Consider the following 13,954-nt stretch of genomic DNA (forward strand, 5'->3'; position numbering starts at 1 on the left):
ACAGGGTCTTAAGGACTTGTGACTTTACGCGAGTTCGCGGTACGTTCGTGTAAGTCTGTCACCGAGTCGTTCCAAACTATGTTCCCGTGCAGTTTTTCGCGCGTTTTCGCCCAGTCGCTCGCGCAGTTCCGGGTTTCGGTCGAGGAGTTCCAGCGCGCGCTGGAACTCCGCTTCCGTCTCGCACATGAGACAGTCCTCGCCGTGGGTGTAAAATTCGTTGAACACCGGGATGTCACGGAGGACGACAGCTTTACCGCAGGCCATCGCTTCGAGGACGGCGATGCCTTGGTTTTCGTCTTTCGCCGGGAAACAGAGTACGTCGCCCGCCGCGAACGCGCCGCGTTTGTCGTCGATCCACCCCGAAAACGTCACGTTCTCCGGCGGATTCTGCACCCACTTTTTCACCGTCGAACTGGCCTGCGGGCCGGTGTCGTACGGGCCGAACCACGCGAAGTCGAAGTTGGTTTTCTGTGCGAGTTGGCAGAACGTCGTCAGACCTTTTCGCTCGAAGACGTTGCCCATGGTGAACGCGACCATCCCGGACAGGTCGTATCTGTCGCGGTACTCATCACGCAGGGATTCGAATCCCGAAAGCGACTCCGCGTCCACGCCGTTCGAAATCGGACGAATCGGGGCGTCGATTGGATACGCTTCGAGGACGGACTTCGTGTACTGACTTGGACAGAGCACCATATCGGCCTGCGAGTAAAACCATTTCAGATAGCGTCGGAGTGGCCGTGCGGCGAGCGTCGAACCGCGAAAACTCTCTGCGAAGTCCTCGCTGGTGACGTGCGCGTGAAGCACGAGGGGAATCCCTTCGCGCTTTGCGTGGCGCGCGACTGCGACCGAACCCGGCCCGATAACGTTGCAGTGGGCCACGTCGAAATCCGCGAAGAAATCGCGTCCTACCGCCCGGGAAGCGAGACCATGAACCGGCGTTCCGCCTCGCCACGGCGAGATGACGACATCCACGTCAGTCCCCGTGAGCGCCTTTCGCTGATGCTTCGTGGCGGTTCCGATACCGCTCCGGTCGAGTTGGGATTCCAGTTCGAGGTAGTTGAGTGCGCGCACTGGCGAAGTGATGGAATAGCCGGCCATTACCGCTTTCGGAAAGGGGTCGTTAAGCGACCACAAAGTATTTCTTGTTATGGGAACATGAGCCCAATGGGGCAATACAGGAACCTTCTATCCTTGTCCTGTCTCGCCCCGGAAACCCCCCCACCCCCCATTCCGAATGACTGTAGCTCAAGAGAGAATAGAGCGACTCGCAGGGCTTGCGAGCGACGCCGCCGCCGACTGTAACGACGAGCGCGCACGGGAGTACGTCCGGCTTGCTAAACGAATCGCCGAGCGAAATCGTCTTTTGCTCCCCCACCAGTTCAAGCGATTTACCTGCGACTCCTGTGACTCTTACCTCCGCCCCGGAAAAAACGCACGCGTCAGATTACAGGACGACCACGTCGTCATTACCTGCGACTGCGGCACGCAGGCGCGGTATCCCTACGAATAATGTCAGAAACTACTGGCGTGGTCGTTTGATTCCGGCAATACGTTCCTCAGAAACCAGCGATTACGACCGGGTGTTACCACCGTAGGCACTGCCTACCAGCACGTCCATGGGGCTGTATCGTCGGCTCTGACGGCCTTTGACATTTCTGGGGAAAACAGCTAGACGAGTTTGGATTGGCCGGGTGCGCTGGGCGCGCCCGGTCTCTGCCGTCCTGGCGGGAACGGGCGAAGCGAGGAGTGAGCGACTGGAAGGTGCGAGTGACCGAGCGAGGGCGTCCATTGTAGACGCGATTTGTAGTCAGAGCAGTCGAACCTCCGACTTCAGCACCATTGCCACGGAACTCACAAACCCGCCATCGCAGACGAAAACGACAAGTCTCACGCCCCATCACTTTCTGCCATGGCCAGACAACAGTGGACGGATATGATTGTGGGGGACAGAATGGCCGTGGATAGGGACTTTTCCCAACGAGTCACGGACTCGCGTTTCTCCCGGCAGGAGTGGGGGCTGATTATGACCGCCGTCGAGTTCGACATCGAAAATCCGGAGGACGACGACCGGGCCAAACTCGTCGCCGACACGAGCAAGGTTCGACAGGTGATGCCCGAGATGGAGAACATCCAATCGCAGATGAGCGCGATGGGTGGCAAACCGCAGAAAAAAGAGAGCAAGGGAATTTTTAGTTCGGTCAAAGACGCCCTCGGAATGGGTGGCGGCGGTGGCAACGGAATCGACGAAGAACGCCTCGCCGCCGCGGAAGAGTTGGCACAGGAGTACGCCGACGAACTCCAAGACCACCTCGAATCGAACGACAAGTGGAACCGCGTCAGAACGGCGGTACAGGAGTGATGCAGCTCGCACCCGGCGCGTGGCGGTACGCGCTCCCGGCGTTTTTGCTCGCCGGGCCGGTCGGATTACTGTCACCGATTGCCACTCTGCTGGCACTCGGTTTCGGCGGCGCAACGCTCCTGTTCTTCCGCGACCCGGCGCGCGAATCGCCGAAGTACGGCGTCCTCTCGCCAGCGGATGGCCGCGTCTCCGTGATTCGAGAGGAAGGAAACCGCGTCCGCGTCGGCGTGTTCATGAACGTCACCGACGTTCACATCAATCGCGCGCCGCTGTCCGGGCAGGTCGAGTCGGTCGAACACGAACCCGGAAAACATCGCCCCGCGTTCAGCAAGGAGTCAGACAACAACGAGAAGGTTCACATCCGGTTTTCGGAGTACGATTTGACGCTCATCGCGGGTGCCTTCGCGCGCCGGATTCATCCCTACGTCGAGGGTGGCGAGACGCTGGAACGAGGACAACGACTCGGCCACATCGCGTTCGGCAGTCGCGCGGACGTGCTCCTTCCCGAATCGTTCGACGTGAAGGACGTTGGCGTAGCCGAGGGAGAACGCGTCCGCGCGGGAGAAACCGTTTTAGCCGCATCTGCCGCCCACAGTGCTGAAACCTCCGAGTAGCCGGATTTTAGATCGCTTTGTCATTCAGTCGCTCGAATAGTCGCCGCCGTGGAACAGCGTCAACTCTTCGGCTTCGTAGATGTTGATGAGTTCGGTGACGAGTTCGTCGTAGGATTCGTCTTCAACGCGAAGGTTGTCGAGGCGCGAGACGGTTTCCTCGTCGAGTTCTATTTTGGGCATCGGTTATCACGACGCCCGCGAAGGCATTAAAGGGTTGGCCGGAACGAGATTCAGTTTCGTTTCGATTCCCGACTATCCATGGATTTCGAGCATTCGGTCGAGTAACCGCTCGTTACTACTTTCGAAGAGCTGTCGTTCCGGACGGAAGGGGTTGCTTTCGCCCCGGCAGTGACCGGATAACAAAGTACCCGCACTCGTGTTACACGTATCGCTGAGGTTCACTATGACAACGACAGACAGCAGGCTTACCAGTCGAAATGACACCGTCACCGAAAATCGGTGCCGAAGTTGTGGTTCGTTCGTGACCCGAGATTTCGCACGCGTGTTCGGGAACAACGAGAACGACGTGTTCGGATGCCTCGAATGCATGACTGCCACGGAGGTGAAAAAAGGTGGGGCACGGGCGGAACACGTGGACACGACCAAGCTTATCGGTGGCCGAGAACCGCTCCGCTAACTCCGGAGGGTGTGGGGACGGGTGAAAAAACAAAAACGCAGTGGACTCCTTTTCCTGTTTCGACGCTCGCTAGCGTCGGCCTTCGTTGCCTCGCTCGAACACGCGATTCGCGCCGGGCGCTTCGTGCGGCGGCGTATGGTCAACGTCCGCCATCGTCTGCTGGTCGTCGTCTCGGTTGTCGTTCGTGGTTCGTCGGTTCTCTGTCATAGATGTTCTATCGTCGGTGATGTCGGTTTGAGTGGTACGCTATCGACTGTCGGTTGATGTGTGTTTCAGCAAGTCGGGGATGTGAGTGGGTAGGGGTGTCAGACCCCTACAATAAGACGTGCGCCGACAGCACCACCGCTCGCTGGGGCCGTATGCGAGTCAGTGTCTAACTGTCTCATCGTACTGTGTTACTCTGTGACTCGGCCGTTATAATGCTTACGAGGAACGCAACGTTTGCCGCACGAAATGGTATGGCAACCTGCATCGATCGACCGCCGCACGAGTTCGCCACAACGGTAAGGTAGTTCGGCATCGTACTGCAGAAAGCATGACAAGCGACGACGTTACCGAACTTCTGCGGAAAGCGTACAGCGACGAAATCGAAACCGTGATGAACTATCTGACCAACTCGGTCGTTCTCGAGGGAGTCAGCGCGGAAGAGGTCAGAGAGAGCCTCGAAGAAGACATTCAGGAGGAACTCGGCCACGCAGAGATGATTGGCCAGCGACTCAAACAGTTGGACGAACGGCCACCCGCATCTTACGACTTCGAGGCGCGTCAGGAGAGCCTGCAACCGCCCGAAGACAGCACGGACGTACTGTCGGTTATCGAAGGTGTACTGGAGGCCGAAGAGGACGCTATCGACACGTATCGGTCCATCATATCAGCTGCAGAGGATGAAGATGACCCAGTGACCGAAGACCTCGGTGTGACCATTCTCGCCGACGAGGAAGCCCACAGGACGGAGTTCCGTGGATTCAAACGCGAGTACGACAAATAAGGCAAGGATTTTTCTCGGGGGGGTGAGAGGTGGCTTGCATGAGCAATTCGGGTTTCGACCTCGACCTGAGAACGGCCGAGAAGGAGATCGATTTCGCCGAGGGGGAACGGGTTATGCTGGGCGTCCTCGACGGAACCACTCCCGTTGCGGAGCGAATAGCGGCCATCGAACACGGGAACGTGCTGGTTCTCGCAATTGACGGCGACTTGAACGAACTCGCCGCAGATCTCGCACCGGCAGTGAAACAATGCAACGGGAATTTGATGCACTTCAGAAAGTTCCTCATTATTTCGCCATCGGACGTCGAGATAGATACGAGCGAACTCTGAAAAACGCGTTGAGTGGGTACGGACGCGTTGGAGGGCGGGTACAGCATCCAAAATACCACGGTGAGTCAACTGCACCCGAACGGCGTCAGCGGGGTCACGGAGTGACCCAACTATTGTGAGCGGCATCGTCGTATATAAAAATTCCATTTTACTGTCTAGAAAGTTATGTAGGTCGGGGAACTGTCCGATTAGTTTGGAATGTGATTAAAAACTGGCGAGGAACGATACTGAAAAGAATCAGACGATACAATCGATCCGTGCAGGTATGGAAAAACCACAGCCCTTCATCGAGTATGTGCTTCGTTCAGGAGCGCGTACCGACGTACTGCTGGCCATCGCCGACGGCAGTGATTCGACGCAATCACTGTTGAATCGAAATCTGGCCAGCGAGTCAGCAGTGTACAATGCCCTGACCGAGTTGGAAAATCGCGGTTTGATTTACGTTCCGAAACGAAAACGCTGGTCGGTGACCGGCACCGGGTCGGTCGTCGCCGACCTCATCGACCAACAACGGGAAACCGAGCGCATTCTCCATGCCGATGTCGAATACTGGCGGAACCACGATGTCTCAGTCCTCCCTCGCCCGTTTCGCTCCTGTCTCGCCGACCTCGCTGACGGTGAAATCGTCCGTGCGACCGACACACAGCCCTCGCGGGCGATACGGGAAGTCGAAAAACGACTCGAATCGGCGACTGACGCGTCGGTTATCGCCCCAATTTTCAACGAACGATACTCGACGGCGTTTCTCAACGACTGTGACAACCCTCGACTCGTGTTGGGGAAGGACGTTCTCGCAGATCTGCTCTCGGATACAAACGTTGACGAAAACGACGAAGAGAATCTCCAAACCCGCGTTGCAGACACAGCGTTCGCGCTAACTGTGACGGACGACTGTCTCCTGTTTTCTCTGCCACTGCTGGACGGGGCGTATGACGCGCGAACGGAATTTATCGCGGAATCGGAGCGTGCGCGTCGCTGGGGGACGGAACTGTTCGAGTACGTGTGGGAGGACGCCGAATCGGCCGACGCCTACGCGGAATCGCTGGAGACGAACGTCAGGTAGTGGCCGTCGGGGTCACGGAGTCGAACGCCGGATTCGACCGTTTCGACCCCGCAGGAACGGTCTTCGACTTCGGTCGTTACCGCCACCGGGTCGTCAACCTCGAATCCAATATCGACGTGGACGCCGCCCCTCGCGTCCGCGATACCGAGATGCGGTTCCCACAGTTCGAGGTCGAAGGGGCCGCCCATCCGAACCCGTTTTCGGTCGGTGCCGCGATTGTACGTTTCGAATCCGAGGTCGGTGTAGAACTGCTCTGCCGCCGGGAGATCTTCGACTTCGAGAACGATTTCGAAGATGCCGGTTATCGGGTCGCCATCCTCGTCCGTGCTCCCGATTTCGACGCAGTTCCCGTCCGGGTCGTAAAAGTAAAGCGAGCGTGCCGACCCGAAATCGTGTTCCACGAGGTCGAAATCCCGGGAGAGTCGGTCGTACCAGTCGTCGTATCGAGGTTTCGGCGTCGAGAACGCGTAGTGGGTGTGCACGCCGCCCCGAGGAACGCCGTCCGGTCTGCGGAGGACGAGCGCGTGTTCTCCGGCGTCGAAGACGACTTCACGTTCGTTCGCCGCCCGAACCGAGAGGTCGAGCGACGTTTCGTAGAACTCCCGCGCACGGTCGAGATGTTTTACTTCCAGCGCAAGCCAGCGAAGACCCGAGAGCATACACCGGAATACACAGCGACGGCGCTTAAAACGTCGCACCGACTCGATTTCCCCACCCAAACCTACCGCCCCGTCGATTTATGCTGCACGCAGGACTATTTCGGTGTATGCCGCTCAAAGAAACCCAGTCCTCGAACGGATTTCGAGAAATCGACAGATGGGACGGTGGCGTCGGGTGGATTGCACATCCCGACGAGGAAATGCAGCGAGCGAGTCACGCCATCTCGGTCGATGGCGACGTGTGGGTCATCGACCCGGTCGATGCGCCCGAACTCGACGACCTGCTCGCCGAATATGGCGAGGTTGCGGGCGTTGTCGTGCTTCTCGACAGACACATGCGCGATGCGGAAGAAATCGCCCGCCGACACGACGTACCGCTCTATCTCCCGACGTGGATTCGGCGGAGCGTCACCGGGATTCCGGTTCGGCGATTCGAAACGTCGTTGGCCGATACGGGATTCCGCGTCCTGAAACTGTTCGCCAATCCCGCGTGGCAGGAGGCGGCACTGTACGACGAAACCACTGGCACCCTCGTCGTCCCGGAGACGGTCGGCACTGTCGATTACTTCCGAACCGACCGCGAGCGTCTCGGCGTTCATCCGATGATTCGGCTGTTTCCGCCGGACGAACTGCGGGGACTAACTCCCGAACGAATCCTCGTCGGCCACGGCGAAGGTGTGTTCGACAGCACTGCGGTAACGCTCGCGGACGCCCTCGACGGCTCCCGTCGTCGTTATCCATCGCTATTGGCTTCGACCGTTCGCCGATTTGCGCCAATATAGCTGCCTGAGTATTCCGAATTGCCGATAGCTTTTTACTATTTGCTTGATATTCCCCACATATGTTTGCTGAATGCCGGAGTCTGACCTCTCGAAATACGGAGGTGACCCGGTGACTATCTCGTTCGATTCTTGTGAGGACGACACGGGAATCGTGATACGCGACCCGATAGAGCGTCGGACGTGTACGCTTCGGACGCCCGATGTCGTCCGACCGGTTTCTACCGACACTCGTTCGTGCTGTTTTCCGGTCGATGACGCGGTCGTCGTCTCGACCACTCGTCTAACGCTTCCGACACCCGCAGCGGTGTACGTTCGCGACGAAAACGGGGAAATGCTGTCCAGTGTGGAGGGAATCGACTACGAGGAACTGCCGGAGGGGGCGTACAGCATCGAACTTTGTGCCTCCATTAAGCTGTACGTCATCGCCGAGGCGGAACTGAGCGTTACCGCATCGTTCGACCACGTCGTCTTGGAGTTCGGGTCGGAAACCGAGGTGTTCGTCGGCGGCCGGTCGCCCCATCGCAACCCGGCGGGAACCGTGACGACGACGACCGACCCGGTCGATATGATGGCTGCGATTTCGGCGTTCGGTTCGGCGCTGAAAACGACGAGTCCGGAGCGCTCGTTTCCAACCCTGCGAGGACACCCTCCCACGGTCGAACTCGGCGACGAACTCCACGTGCCGGACGATTTGCGCCCGGCAAGAACCGGCATTCAAATCGAAGTACCGCCCGAGTACGAGTACATCTTCCCGGTTGCGCCACTGGTCTATTATTTCGGTGCAGAGTTGGTTCCGGGGAACGTTCCGCGAATCATCGCAGACGGGTTCGAACAGCCGCTTCAGACGACGCGCGGATTCGAAGAAGAAGTAGAGCGCGTCCTGAAACAGACGTTTTTCCTCGACTGCGTGACTCGCACGGAAGGGCTGTATCCTATCGAGTTACACGAGCGCCAACAGGTCGAATCGGTGGTGAGTTTCGACTTCGAACGCCTCTACAACGCTTCGCTGGCGGAGCAGTTGAAAGCGTATCTTTCGATACCATACGAATGTATCGAAGAACACCTTCCGGATTGGCAGTTGACCACCCACGTCGCGCCAACCGCCGAAAACATCGAGATGGTGCCCTTCCTCGTGGACGACCTTGCAGTGATTCGAACGCCGGAGGCGAGAGAGGTGTCCGCATCCGCGATACAAGTTCCAGCAGTCGAGGAGTTCGTCCGAAGCACGGATTCCACGCGAAGCACGGCTGAGTTGCCGTCGAGCCCCCGGTCGCTGGTCGAACCGGAAACGACGGATTCGCTGGAGCAGGTGTGGGTCGGAGAGGACGCCCCGGTCGGTGCAAGCAAAGCGACGACGACAGCGTTTCGCAACCGTTTGGAACGGAGGCCGACAGGGGAAATCGACATCACGGTCGTCTGTAACGACGAGCAGATGCACGAAGAGCGAAATCTCGCGGATTCGGTGTACGGTTCACGCGAGGATATGCCGTTCGACGTGACGGTTCATCACGAACTCACCGTTTCGGAACTCCGGGGCGTCATCGAATCCGAGACGCAGTTTCTCCATTACATCGGTCACATCGACGAGAAAGGGTTCGAATGCGCAGACGAGATGCTAGACGCTAGAACGCTCGATACGGTCGGCGTAGAAGCCTTCTTGCTCAACGCCTGCCAGTCATACGAACAGGGAATGGCGCTCATTGACGGGGGGGCAATCGGTGGCGTCGTCACGTTGAGCGACGTGGTAAATAGCGGTGCAGTCCGAGTCGGAAAAGCGATGGTACGACTGCTGAACCGCGGATTTCCACTCTGGGCGGCACTGGACATCGCCCGCAACCGAAGCATCATCGGCGGGCAGTACATCGTCGTCGGCGACGGGAGCGTGGATATGGTTCAGACGGAAAGCGCAGTTGCACTCCTATTCGAAATAAAGAAAAAAAGAGAGCTGTTCGAACTAGAACGAAAAACGTATATCGGCGGTGCGGACGGACTCGGTGGGATAGTCAAACCACAAACCTCGGATAGCATGTTTCTCACGTCCGGGTCGCTCCCGACGGTAACACTCTCGGCAGACGAACTTGAGAAACATCTCACTTTGGAAAACGTTCCCGTCAGCGTCGATGGTCAACTGCTGTGGAGTGAGGAAATTACTGTTTCTGAACTGTGAAATTTACGGGCCGCTGGTTCCGACTGCGTAAGCGCCCGCCACGCTTCCGGCCTGCGAGAGCAAGACCATGATGGTGAACAGCACGCCAATCATTTGGGGATTCTCTTCGAGGTACGAGGTGATGTCGTGTTCTGCCATACAAAACCATTTCATCTGCAAATATATTAAATTTTCTATTTCAAATTGAGAAATATATGTCGCATTTGTTGGTATTGTTTTATTATCTCTTTTTTAGAAATCATGACATATAGTTCATTTGTGAGATAGTATCTAGCGATGGCGTTATTTCATCCCGACACAAAAGGCGAACGTGGTGTTCGTTACCCGCGGATTGAGAGACGCACTCCTCGAACTGGCAGCGAAGGCCGAACCGGAGACGGTAACAGTCCCGTTATCGGTAACGTCCGCGAACGAACTGCTCGGTGGAGACGACCTTCGGCCGAAGACACCCGTTTTTACGCATTTTTATCCTCCCGACACGGGCGGGTCGGTGACGGCCGTCTTCGGAATGAACCTCTCTATTCCCGCCAGACAGACACAAGGCCGGTTTACTTCACACCCACAGGGTCGCCTCGAAGTTGCTCGGACGGACGACTTACACGAAATCATGCTGGTCGCGGTGCCGCCGTGGACGACTGACACGATAGCCGCGTTCGACAGGGCCGGTCGAAAACAGGAGTTAGTCGTCGTCGATGCCGAACCACCCGCAGAACTGCTGTAATTTATTCTAAGTAGCCCAATTCGCGCAGTTGGTCGGTGATTTCCGTAAACTCCGACTCCGTTAGCTTCCCCTGTTGTTGGTGCTGAATGACGATGCTACGCAAGAGGAATCGAACGAGATCGCTCGTGCTGGAAAAACTCGTTCCTTCGATGGTCACCTCGATTCGGTCGGCGAGGTCTTTCGGAATGGAAACCGTCGTGTAATCCGTCATACCCGGTAGTTTGTCGTCCGCCGGGTTATCATTTGTGACCCCTGCAACAGAGGACATGAGAGATGTGGGGAATGTCCCGATCTTTTGTAACAGTTTTTTGACTTGTTATTGTGTACAGATCGGAAACGAGCACGTCTGCGAACAAAATAACGACCTACAAATCTCTCGGGGAACGCGGGCATCCTGAATCCGACTTCAACCCGGTGTATCTGTGCGAACCAACGCGACTATTCGATGAGGTCTTCGAACTCCGGCAGGACATCGTCCTCATCGGTCTCGTCGTCGCTTTTGCCCTCCTCGTCCGAATCGGTGGTTTCGGCCTCCGCTTCGTCCTCGTCGTCTTCGTCTTCCAGAACTTTGACGTCGAGGACGGTCAGCGGAATGTTCTCCAGTCGTTGACCGATCTCCTTGCGCGCGATGCGCGAGGCGTGTTCTTCGCGTTCGACGTTGAAGACCGTCATCTCGAGTTCCAACGCGACGAGCGCCTCGTCCGCGGCGATGAAGGCTGGTGGGAGTTCCTCCCCGGATGGCGAGGTTCGCTCACCCATGTTTATTTCGACGTAGTTCAAATCCGGATTCAACAGCTCGCCAGTTTTCGAGATGGCGATTCGCACCGCCTCGTCCGGCGTCGAAACGTCGTACACCGGGATCGCGGCTTCGACGACAACTCTGCAATTCATGATCCCAAAGACAGTTACACAGCCAGTAGTATGAATTTTCGCCCTATTGAGAAAGATTGATATAACACACTACCACTTATGTCGCGTTCGGACACAGTTTCGGCAATGACCGTGCCGATTATCGACGGCCACAACGACACGCTTCTCCGACTGCTCGAAACTGATACCCCCATATCGACGTTCGAGAGCGGAATCGAGGACACGCACATCGACCTGCCGTCCGCCATCGAAGCGGGACTCGGCGCGGGATTTTTCGCCGTCTTCGTCCTGAGCAACGAAGAACACGATTCGATTTCCACGGAAGAGGGCTACGAACATCCCCTTCCGGACGCCGTTTCCCACGACGATGCACGAGGAGTCACGTACCGAACCCTCGAACTGCTCTCACGACTCGCCCACGACGTGGACGATTTTCGCCTGGTTCGCACGCTCTCCGACCTCGAAACCTGTCTCGAATCGGGAACCCTCGGCGCGATTCCGCACCTCGAAGGAGCTGCGGGAGTCGCGCGCGACCTCGCCAATCTGGACTTTCTCTACGAAGCGGGCGTTCGCTCAATCGGCCCGGTGTGGAGTCGTCCGAACGCGTTCGGCGAAGGCGTTCAGTCTCGCTATCCCGGCAGTCCGGACACCGGTTCCGGACTCACGGACGCGGGGCGCGACCTCGTCCGCGCCTGCGAAGACCGCGGAATCGCAGTCGATTGCGCGCACATGACTGAACAGGGATTCTGGGACGTTGCGGAACTAACCGACGCGCCGCTGGTCGTTTCCCACTCGGGCGTTCACGAACTCAGTTCGCACTCGCGCAACCTCACCGACGAGCAACTCACAGCAATCGCCGACTCCGGCGGCGTCGTCGGAATCTCGCTTCACGAACCCGGTTTGGCGGACAGTCCCGACCCGGACGCCGAAATTCCGTTGGAAACCGTCATCGATCACATCGAATACGTCGCGGAGTTCATCGGCGCAGAACACGTCGTCTTTGGGTCGGATTTCGACGGTGCGCGGATTCCGGACGAAGTGGGCGACGTAACCGGTCTTCCAAAGATTTTGGCCCGACTTCGGGAACGTGGCTTCAGCGACGAGGAGGTCGAAAACGTGGCGCGCGAGAACTGGCGGCGCGTCCTCGCCGAAACGTGGTGAGGCGACAGAATCGAACCCCGAAACCGACCGCCGCGAATCGAAAGACTTGCTCCTTCTCGCTCCAATCTCCCGCCAATGGAAACCGGTTCGATACCCGTCGCAGACCTGCCGGGTGGGTTCGACCTGCAATCGACCGTCGAAAGCGGCCAGAGCTACCTCTGGCGGCGCGAAGACGGGAACATGTACGAGACGACGCACGCCTACGGCGGGTCTGCGTGGTACTACACCGTCGTCGGGGGTGAAGTCGTCCGTGCCCGCCAGCAGGACGGGACAATCGAGTGGGAGGCGACGACCGACGCCGAACCACTGCTGTTCGACCTGCTCCGACTCAACGACGATTTGGACGCCATCGTGGATGCGACCCCGGACGACTCGCTTCTCGAATCGGCGTACGAGAAGTATCGCGGAATGCGAATCGTCCGCGACCCATTTTTCCCCTGTCTCATCTCGTTTATCTGCTCGGCGCAGATGCGGGTCAGTCGAATTTACGGGATGCAGACCGCGCTCGCCCGCGATTTCGGTGACGAAATCCGATTCGACGGGAAAACCTATCATCAGTTCCCGACGCCGGAACAGTTGGCGAGGGCGACGGAGGACGATCTGCGAGAGTTGAATCTCGGCTATCGCGCACCCTACGTCCGAAAAACCGCGGAACTCGTCGCATCCGGAGAGGCTTCTGCTGACGACGTTCGGGGCAAGGAGTACGAGGACGCCCGCGATGCAGTACAGGTGTTCGTCGGCGTCGGCGACAAGGTAGCGGATTGCGTCTTGCTCTTTTCGCTGGACTATTTGGAGGCGGTTCCGCTCGATACGTGGATTCAGCGCGCCATCGAAGAGCAGTATCCCCACTGCGAGCGAGGCACCTACGCGAAAACCTCGCGGGCGATTCGGGAGCAGTTCGGCGGCGAGTACGCGGGGTATGCACAGACCTACGTGTTTCACTATCTGCGAAACTAAGTTCAGCGTATGAGGATCTAATTTATACTTCCCCCAAAACTACCTCCTCCTGCGAGTCATGTTCCCATCGAAATGTACTTCTCACTGATGTTTGGATGAAGCGTATGGCAATGGGATTTTTCGCGCTTGGTTTGGGATTCCTCGTCCTCATCCTCGGATCCAGTATTGGCACGACCTTGGCGCTTCGAACCTTCGTCTACCGAGAGCTCGACCTGTCGAAAAACGAGGTTCGAACCGCGGTCAAGCATCTGACCTACGAACGCAGTGATGGGGACTGACTGATTTTCCGAAAACCGGCCCAACCGATTTTTGTCGCGCGAGGAAGAACCCCAAAACATCCTCATGACCGACCGAACTCGCGCACACGTTTTCGTTTCAGGCAAAGTACAGGGCGTCTACTATCGGGCGAACACCCGCGACACGGCACAGGAAAAGGACATCGATGGCTGGGTGCAGAATCTCTCGGACGGGCGCGTCGAGGCCGTCTTCGAAGGGCCGGAATCGGCGGTTGAGGAGATGGTTGAATGGTGTCATACGGGAAGCCCTGCGGCGGACGTGGACGACGTGGAAGTCGAGTACGGTGACCCGGAGGGTGAAGACAGCTTCCGAATCCGTCGATAGGCTGGACTGCGCCCCCGGCAGAGATT

21 protein-coding genes are annotated in these 13,954 nt (G+C 57.8%); 14 read left to right on the top strand and 7 right to left on the bottom strand.

The features are described from left to right. Positions 1 to 24: 24 nt before the first annotated feature. Entirely contained in the window at positions 25 to 1,071 is a 1,047-nt protein-coding gene (locus tag HL45_RS07275; RefSeq protein WP_049971941.1) for a glycosyltransferase family 4 protein, read from the bottom strand. 163 nt (positions 1,072 to 1,234) lie between these two features. Here HL45_RS07275 and HL45_RS07280 point away from each other — a divergent pair, with 163 nt between their 5' ends. From HL45_RS07280 to HL45_RS07290, 3 genes are all read left to right on the top strand, one after another. After that, positions 1,235 to 1,510 carry a ribonuclease P protein component 4 gene (locus tag HL45_RS07280; RefSeq protein ID WP_049970465.1) on the top strand — a complete coding sequence of 92 codons (276 nt, stop codon included), beginning with the start codon at positions 1,235 to 1,237 and terminating at the stop codon, positions 1,508 to 1,510. A gap of 399 nt (positions 1,511 to 1,909) precedes the next feature. Further along, a complete protein-coding gene (locus HL45_RS07285; protein WP_049970466.1) occupies positions 1,910 to 2,359 on the top strand; it encodes a DUF5799 family protein in 450 nt (149 codons plus the stop codon). Further along, positions 2,359 to 2,973 carry a protein sorting system archaetidylserine decarboxylase gene (locus tag HL45_RS07290; protein WP_049970467.1) on the top strand — a complete coding sequence of 205 codons (615 nt, stop codon included), beginning with the start codon at positions 2,359 to 2,361 and terminating at the stop codon, positions 2,971 to 2,973. The genes HL45_RS07285 and HL45_RS07290 overlap by 1 nt, the downstream gene beginning before the upstream one ends. Positions 2,974 to 2,997: 24 nt before the next feature. Here HL45_RS07290 and HL45_RS21155 read toward each other — a convergent pair whose 3' ends face one another. Continuing rightward, positions 2,998 to 3,153 (bottom strand): DUF7557 family protein, encoded by a 156-nt coding sequence (locus HL45_RS21155; RefSeq protein WP_162833857.1) that lies wholly within the window; start codon positions 3,151 to 3,153, stop codon positions 2,998 to 3,000. Positions 3,154 to 3,376: 223 nt separating this feature from the next. On the opposite strand from HL45_RS21155, the gene HL45_RS21160 reads away from it, so the two are divergent. Next, complete coding sequence (locus tag HL45_RS21160) at positions 3,377 to 3,610, top strand: DUF7563 family protein (protein ID WP_049970468.1); 234 nt, start codon at positions 3,377 to 3,379, stop codon at positions 3,608 to 3,610. A 69-nt stretch (positions 3,611 to 3,679) separates the two neighbouring features. On the opposite strand, the gene HL45_RS21165 is transcribed toward HL45_RS21160, so the two are convergent. Beyond that, positions 3,680 to 3,817, bottom strand: coding sequence for a hypothetical protein (locus tag HL45_RS21165; protein ID WP_162833859.1), 138 nt, complete (start codon positions 3,815 to 3,817; stop codon positions 3,680 to 3,682). A gap of 328 nt (positions 3,818 to 4,145) precedes the next feature. On the opposite strand from HL45_RS21165, the gene HL45_RS07300 reads away from it, so the two are divergent. From HL45_RS07300 to HL45_RS07310, 3 genes are all read left to right on the top strand, one after another. Continuing rightward, on the top strand, positions 4,146 to 4,598 hold the full coding sequence (locus HL45_RS07300) for a ferritin-like domain-containing protein (RefSeq protein ID WP_049970469.1): 453 nt from the start codon (positions 4,146 to 4,148) through the stop codon (positions 4,596 to 4,598). Between the two features lie 38 nt (positions 4,599 to 4,636). Then, positions 4,637 to 4,927, top strand: a complete 291-nt coding sequence (locus HL45_RS07305) for a DUF5779 family protein (protein ID WP_049970470.1) — start codon at positions 4,637 to 4,639, stop codon at positions 4,925 to 4,927. Between the two features lie 265 nt (positions 4,928 to 5,192). Next, positions 5,193 to 5,990 (top strand): helix-turn-helix transcriptional regulator, encoded by a 798-nt coding sequence (locus HL45_RS07310; protein WP_049970471.1) that lies wholly within the window; start codon positions 5,193 to 5,195, stop codon positions 5,988 to 5,990. Here HL45_RS07310 and HL45_RS07315 read toward each other — a convergent pair. Beyond that, the gene (locus tag HL45_RS07315) at positions 5,957 to 6,649 is read right to left on the bottom strand and encodes a VOC family protein (protein ID WP_049970472.1); all 693 of its coding nucleotides are present in this window, start codon (positions 6,647 to 6,649) and stop codon (positions 5,957 to 5,959) included. The genes HL45_RS07310 and HL45_RS07315 overlap by 34 nt on opposite strands. Before the next feature lie 107 nt (positions 6,650 to 6,756). Here HL45_RS07315 and HL45_RS07320 point away from each other — a divergent pair, with 107 nt between their 5' ends. Further along, on the top strand, positions 6,757 to 7,431 hold the full coding sequence (locus HL45_RS07320; protein ID WP_049970473.1) for a hypothetical protein: 675 nt from the start codon (positions 6,757 to 6,759) through the stop codon (positions 7,429 to 7,431). A gap of 109 nt (positions 7,432 to 7,540) precedes the next feature. Then, the gene (locus tag HL45_RS07325) at positions 7,541 to 9,598 is read left to right on the top strand and encodes a hypothetical protein (protein ID WP_049971942.1); all 2,058 of its coding nucleotides are present in this window, start codon (positions 7,541 to 7,543) and stop codon (positions 9,596 to 9,598) included. 3 nt (positions 9,599 to 9,601) lie between these two features. Here HL45_RS07325 and HL45_RS21790 read toward each other — a convergent pair whose 3' ends face one another. Next, on the bottom strand, positions 9,602 to 9,736 hold the full coding sequence (locus HL45_RS21790; protein ID WP_267879587.1) for a DUF7503 family protein: 135 nt from the start codon (positions 9,734 to 9,736) through the stop codon (positions 9,602 to 9,604). Positions 9,737 to 9,908: 172 nt separating this feature from the next. Between HL45_RS21790 and HL45_RS07330 the strand changes: the two genes are divergently transcribed. Then, the gene (locus HL45_RS07330; RefSeq protein WP_049970474.1) at positions 9,909 to 10,319 is read left to right on the top strand and encodes a hypothetical protein; all 411 of its coding nucleotides are present in this window, start codon (positions 9,909 to 9,911) and stop codon (positions 10,317 to 10,319) included. A 1-nt stretch (position 10,320) separates the two neighbouring features. On the opposite strand, the gene HL45_RS07335 is transcribed toward HL45_RS07330, so the two are convergent. Both HL45_RS07335 and HL45_RS07340 read right to left on the bottom strand, forming a co-directional pair. After that, entirely contained in the window at positions 10,321 to 10,530 is a 210-nt protein-coding gene (locus HL45_RS07335) for a ribbon-helix-helix domain-containing protein (protein WP_049970475.1), read from the bottom strand. Positions 10,531 to 10,757: 227 nt separating this feature from the next. After that, the gene (locus HL45_RS07340; RefSeq protein ID WP_049970476.1) at positions 10,758 to 11,210 is read right to left on the bottom strand and encodes a DUF555 domain-containing protein; all 453 of its coding nucleotides are present in this window, start codon (positions 11,208 to 11,210) and stop codon (positions 10,758 to 10,760) included. A 105-nt stretch (positions 11,211 to 11,315) separates the two neighbouring features. Between HL45_RS07340 and HL45_RS07345 the strand changes: the two genes are divergently transcribed. From HL45_RS07345 to HL45_RS07355, 4 genes are all read left to right on the top strand, one after another. Then, a complete protein-coding gene (locus HL45_RS07345; protein ID WP_049971943.1) occupies positions 11,316 to 12,350 on the top strand; it encodes a dipeptidase in 1,035 nt (344 codons plus the stop codon). A gap of 75 nt (positions 12,351 to 12,425) precedes the next feature. Next, positions 12,426 to 13,307, top strand: a complete 882-nt coding sequence (locus HL45_RS07350) for a DNA-3-methyladenine glycosylase family protein (protein WP_049970477.1) — start codon at positions 12,426 to 12,428, stop codon at positions 13,305 to 13,307. A gap of 104 nt (positions 13,308 to 13,411) precedes the next feature. Further along, a complete protein-coding gene (locus tag HL45_RS20780; protein ID WP_158413675.1) occupies positions 13,412 to 13,585 on the top strand; it encodes a hypothetical protein in 174 nt (57 codons plus the stop codon). Between the two features lie 64 nt (positions 13,586 to 13,649). Next, positions 13,650 to 13,928, top strand: coding sequence for an acylphosphatase (locus HL45_RS07355; RefSeq protein WP_049971944.1), 279 nt, complete (start codon positions 13,650 to 13,652; stop codon positions 13,926 to 13,928). Positions 13,929 to 13,954 lie beyond the last annotated feature (26 nt).

Origin of the sequence: Haladaptatus cibarius D43, assembly GCF_000710615.1 — an archaeon.
GTDB lineage: Archaea > Halobacteriota > Halobacteria > Halobacteriales > Haladaptataceae > Haladaptatus > Haladaptatus cibarius.

What these genes read in the sequence shown, in the direction of transcription:
- HL45_RS07280 (WP_049970465.1), top strand. Translation starts at nt 1,235, where the DNA reads ATGACTGTAGCTCAAGAGAGAATAGAGCGACTCGCAGGGCTTGCGAGC.
- HL45_RS07285 (WP_049970466.1), top strand. Translation starts at nt 1,910, where the DNA reads ATGGCCAGACAACAGTGGACGGATATGATTGTGGGGGACAGAATGGCC.
- HL45_RS07290 (WP_049970467.1), top strand. Translation starts at nt 2,359, where the DNA reads ATGCAGCTCGCACCCGGCGCGTGGCGGTACGCGCTCCCGGCGTTTTTG.
- HL45_RS21155 (WP_162833857.1), bottom strand. Translation starts at nt 3,153, where the DNA reads ATGCCCAAAATAGAACTCGACGAGGAAACCGTCTCGCGCCTCGACAAC.
- HL45_RS21160 (WP_049970468.1), top strand. Translation starts at nt 3,377, where the DNA reads ATGACAACGACAGACAGCAGGCTTACCAGTCGAAATGACACCGTCACC.
- HL45_RS21165 (WP_162833859.1), bottom strand. Translation starts at nt 3,817, where the DNA reads ATGACAGAGAACCGACGAACCACGAACGACAACCGAGACGACGACCAG.
- HL45_RS07300 (WP_049970469.1), top strand. Translation starts at nt 4,146, where the DNA reads ATGACAAGCGACGACGTTACCGAACTTCTGCGGAAAGCGTACAGCGAC.
- HL45_RS07305 (WP_049970470.1), top strand. Translation starts at nt 4,637, where the DNA reads ATGAGCAATTCGGGTTTCGACCTCGACCTGAGAACGGCCGAGAAGGAG.
- HL45_RS07310 (WP_049970471.1), top strand. Translation starts at nt 5,193, where the DNA reads ATGGAAAAACCACAGCCCTTCATCGAGTATGTGCTTCGTTCAGGAGCG.
- HL45_RS07315 (WP_049970472.1), bottom strand. Translation starts at nt 6,649, where the DNA reads ATGCTCTCGGGTCTTCGCTGGCTTGCGCTGGAAGTAAAACATCTCGAC.
- HL45_RS07320 (WP_049970473.1), top strand. Translation starts at nt 6,757, where the DNA reads ATGCCGCTCAAAGAAACCCAGTCCTCGAACGGATTTCGAGAAATCGAC.
- HL45_RS21790 (WP_267879587.1), bottom strand. Translation starts at nt 9,736, where the DNA reads ATGGCAGAACACGACATCACCTCGTACCTCGAAGAGAATCCCCAAATG.
- HL45_RS07335 (WP_049970475.1), bottom strand. Translation starts at nt 10,530, where the DNA reads ATGACGGATTACACGACGGTTTCCATTCCGAAAGACCTCGCCGACCGA.
- HL45_RS07340 (WP_049970476.1), bottom strand. Translation starts at nt 11,210, where the DNA reads ATGAATTGCAGAGTTGTCGTCGAAGCCGCGATCCCGGTGTACGACGTT.
- HL45_RS07345 (WP_049971943.1), top strand. Translation starts at nt 11,316, where the DNA reads ATGACCGTGCCGATTATCGACGGCCACAACGACACGCTTCTCCGACTG.
- HL45_RS07350 (WP_049970477.1), top strand. Translation starts at nt 12,426, where the DNA reads ATGGAAACCGGTTCGATACCCGTCGCAGACCTGCCGGGTGGGTTCGAC.
- HL45_RS20780 (WP_158413675.1), top strand. Translation starts at nt 13,412, where the DNA reads ATGGCAATGGGATTTTTCGCGCTTGGTTTGGGATTCCTCGTCCTCATC.
- HL45_RS07355 (WP_049971944.1), top strand. Translation starts at nt 13,650, where the DNA reads ATGACCGACCGAACTCGCGCACACGTTTTCGTTTCAGGCAAAGTACAG.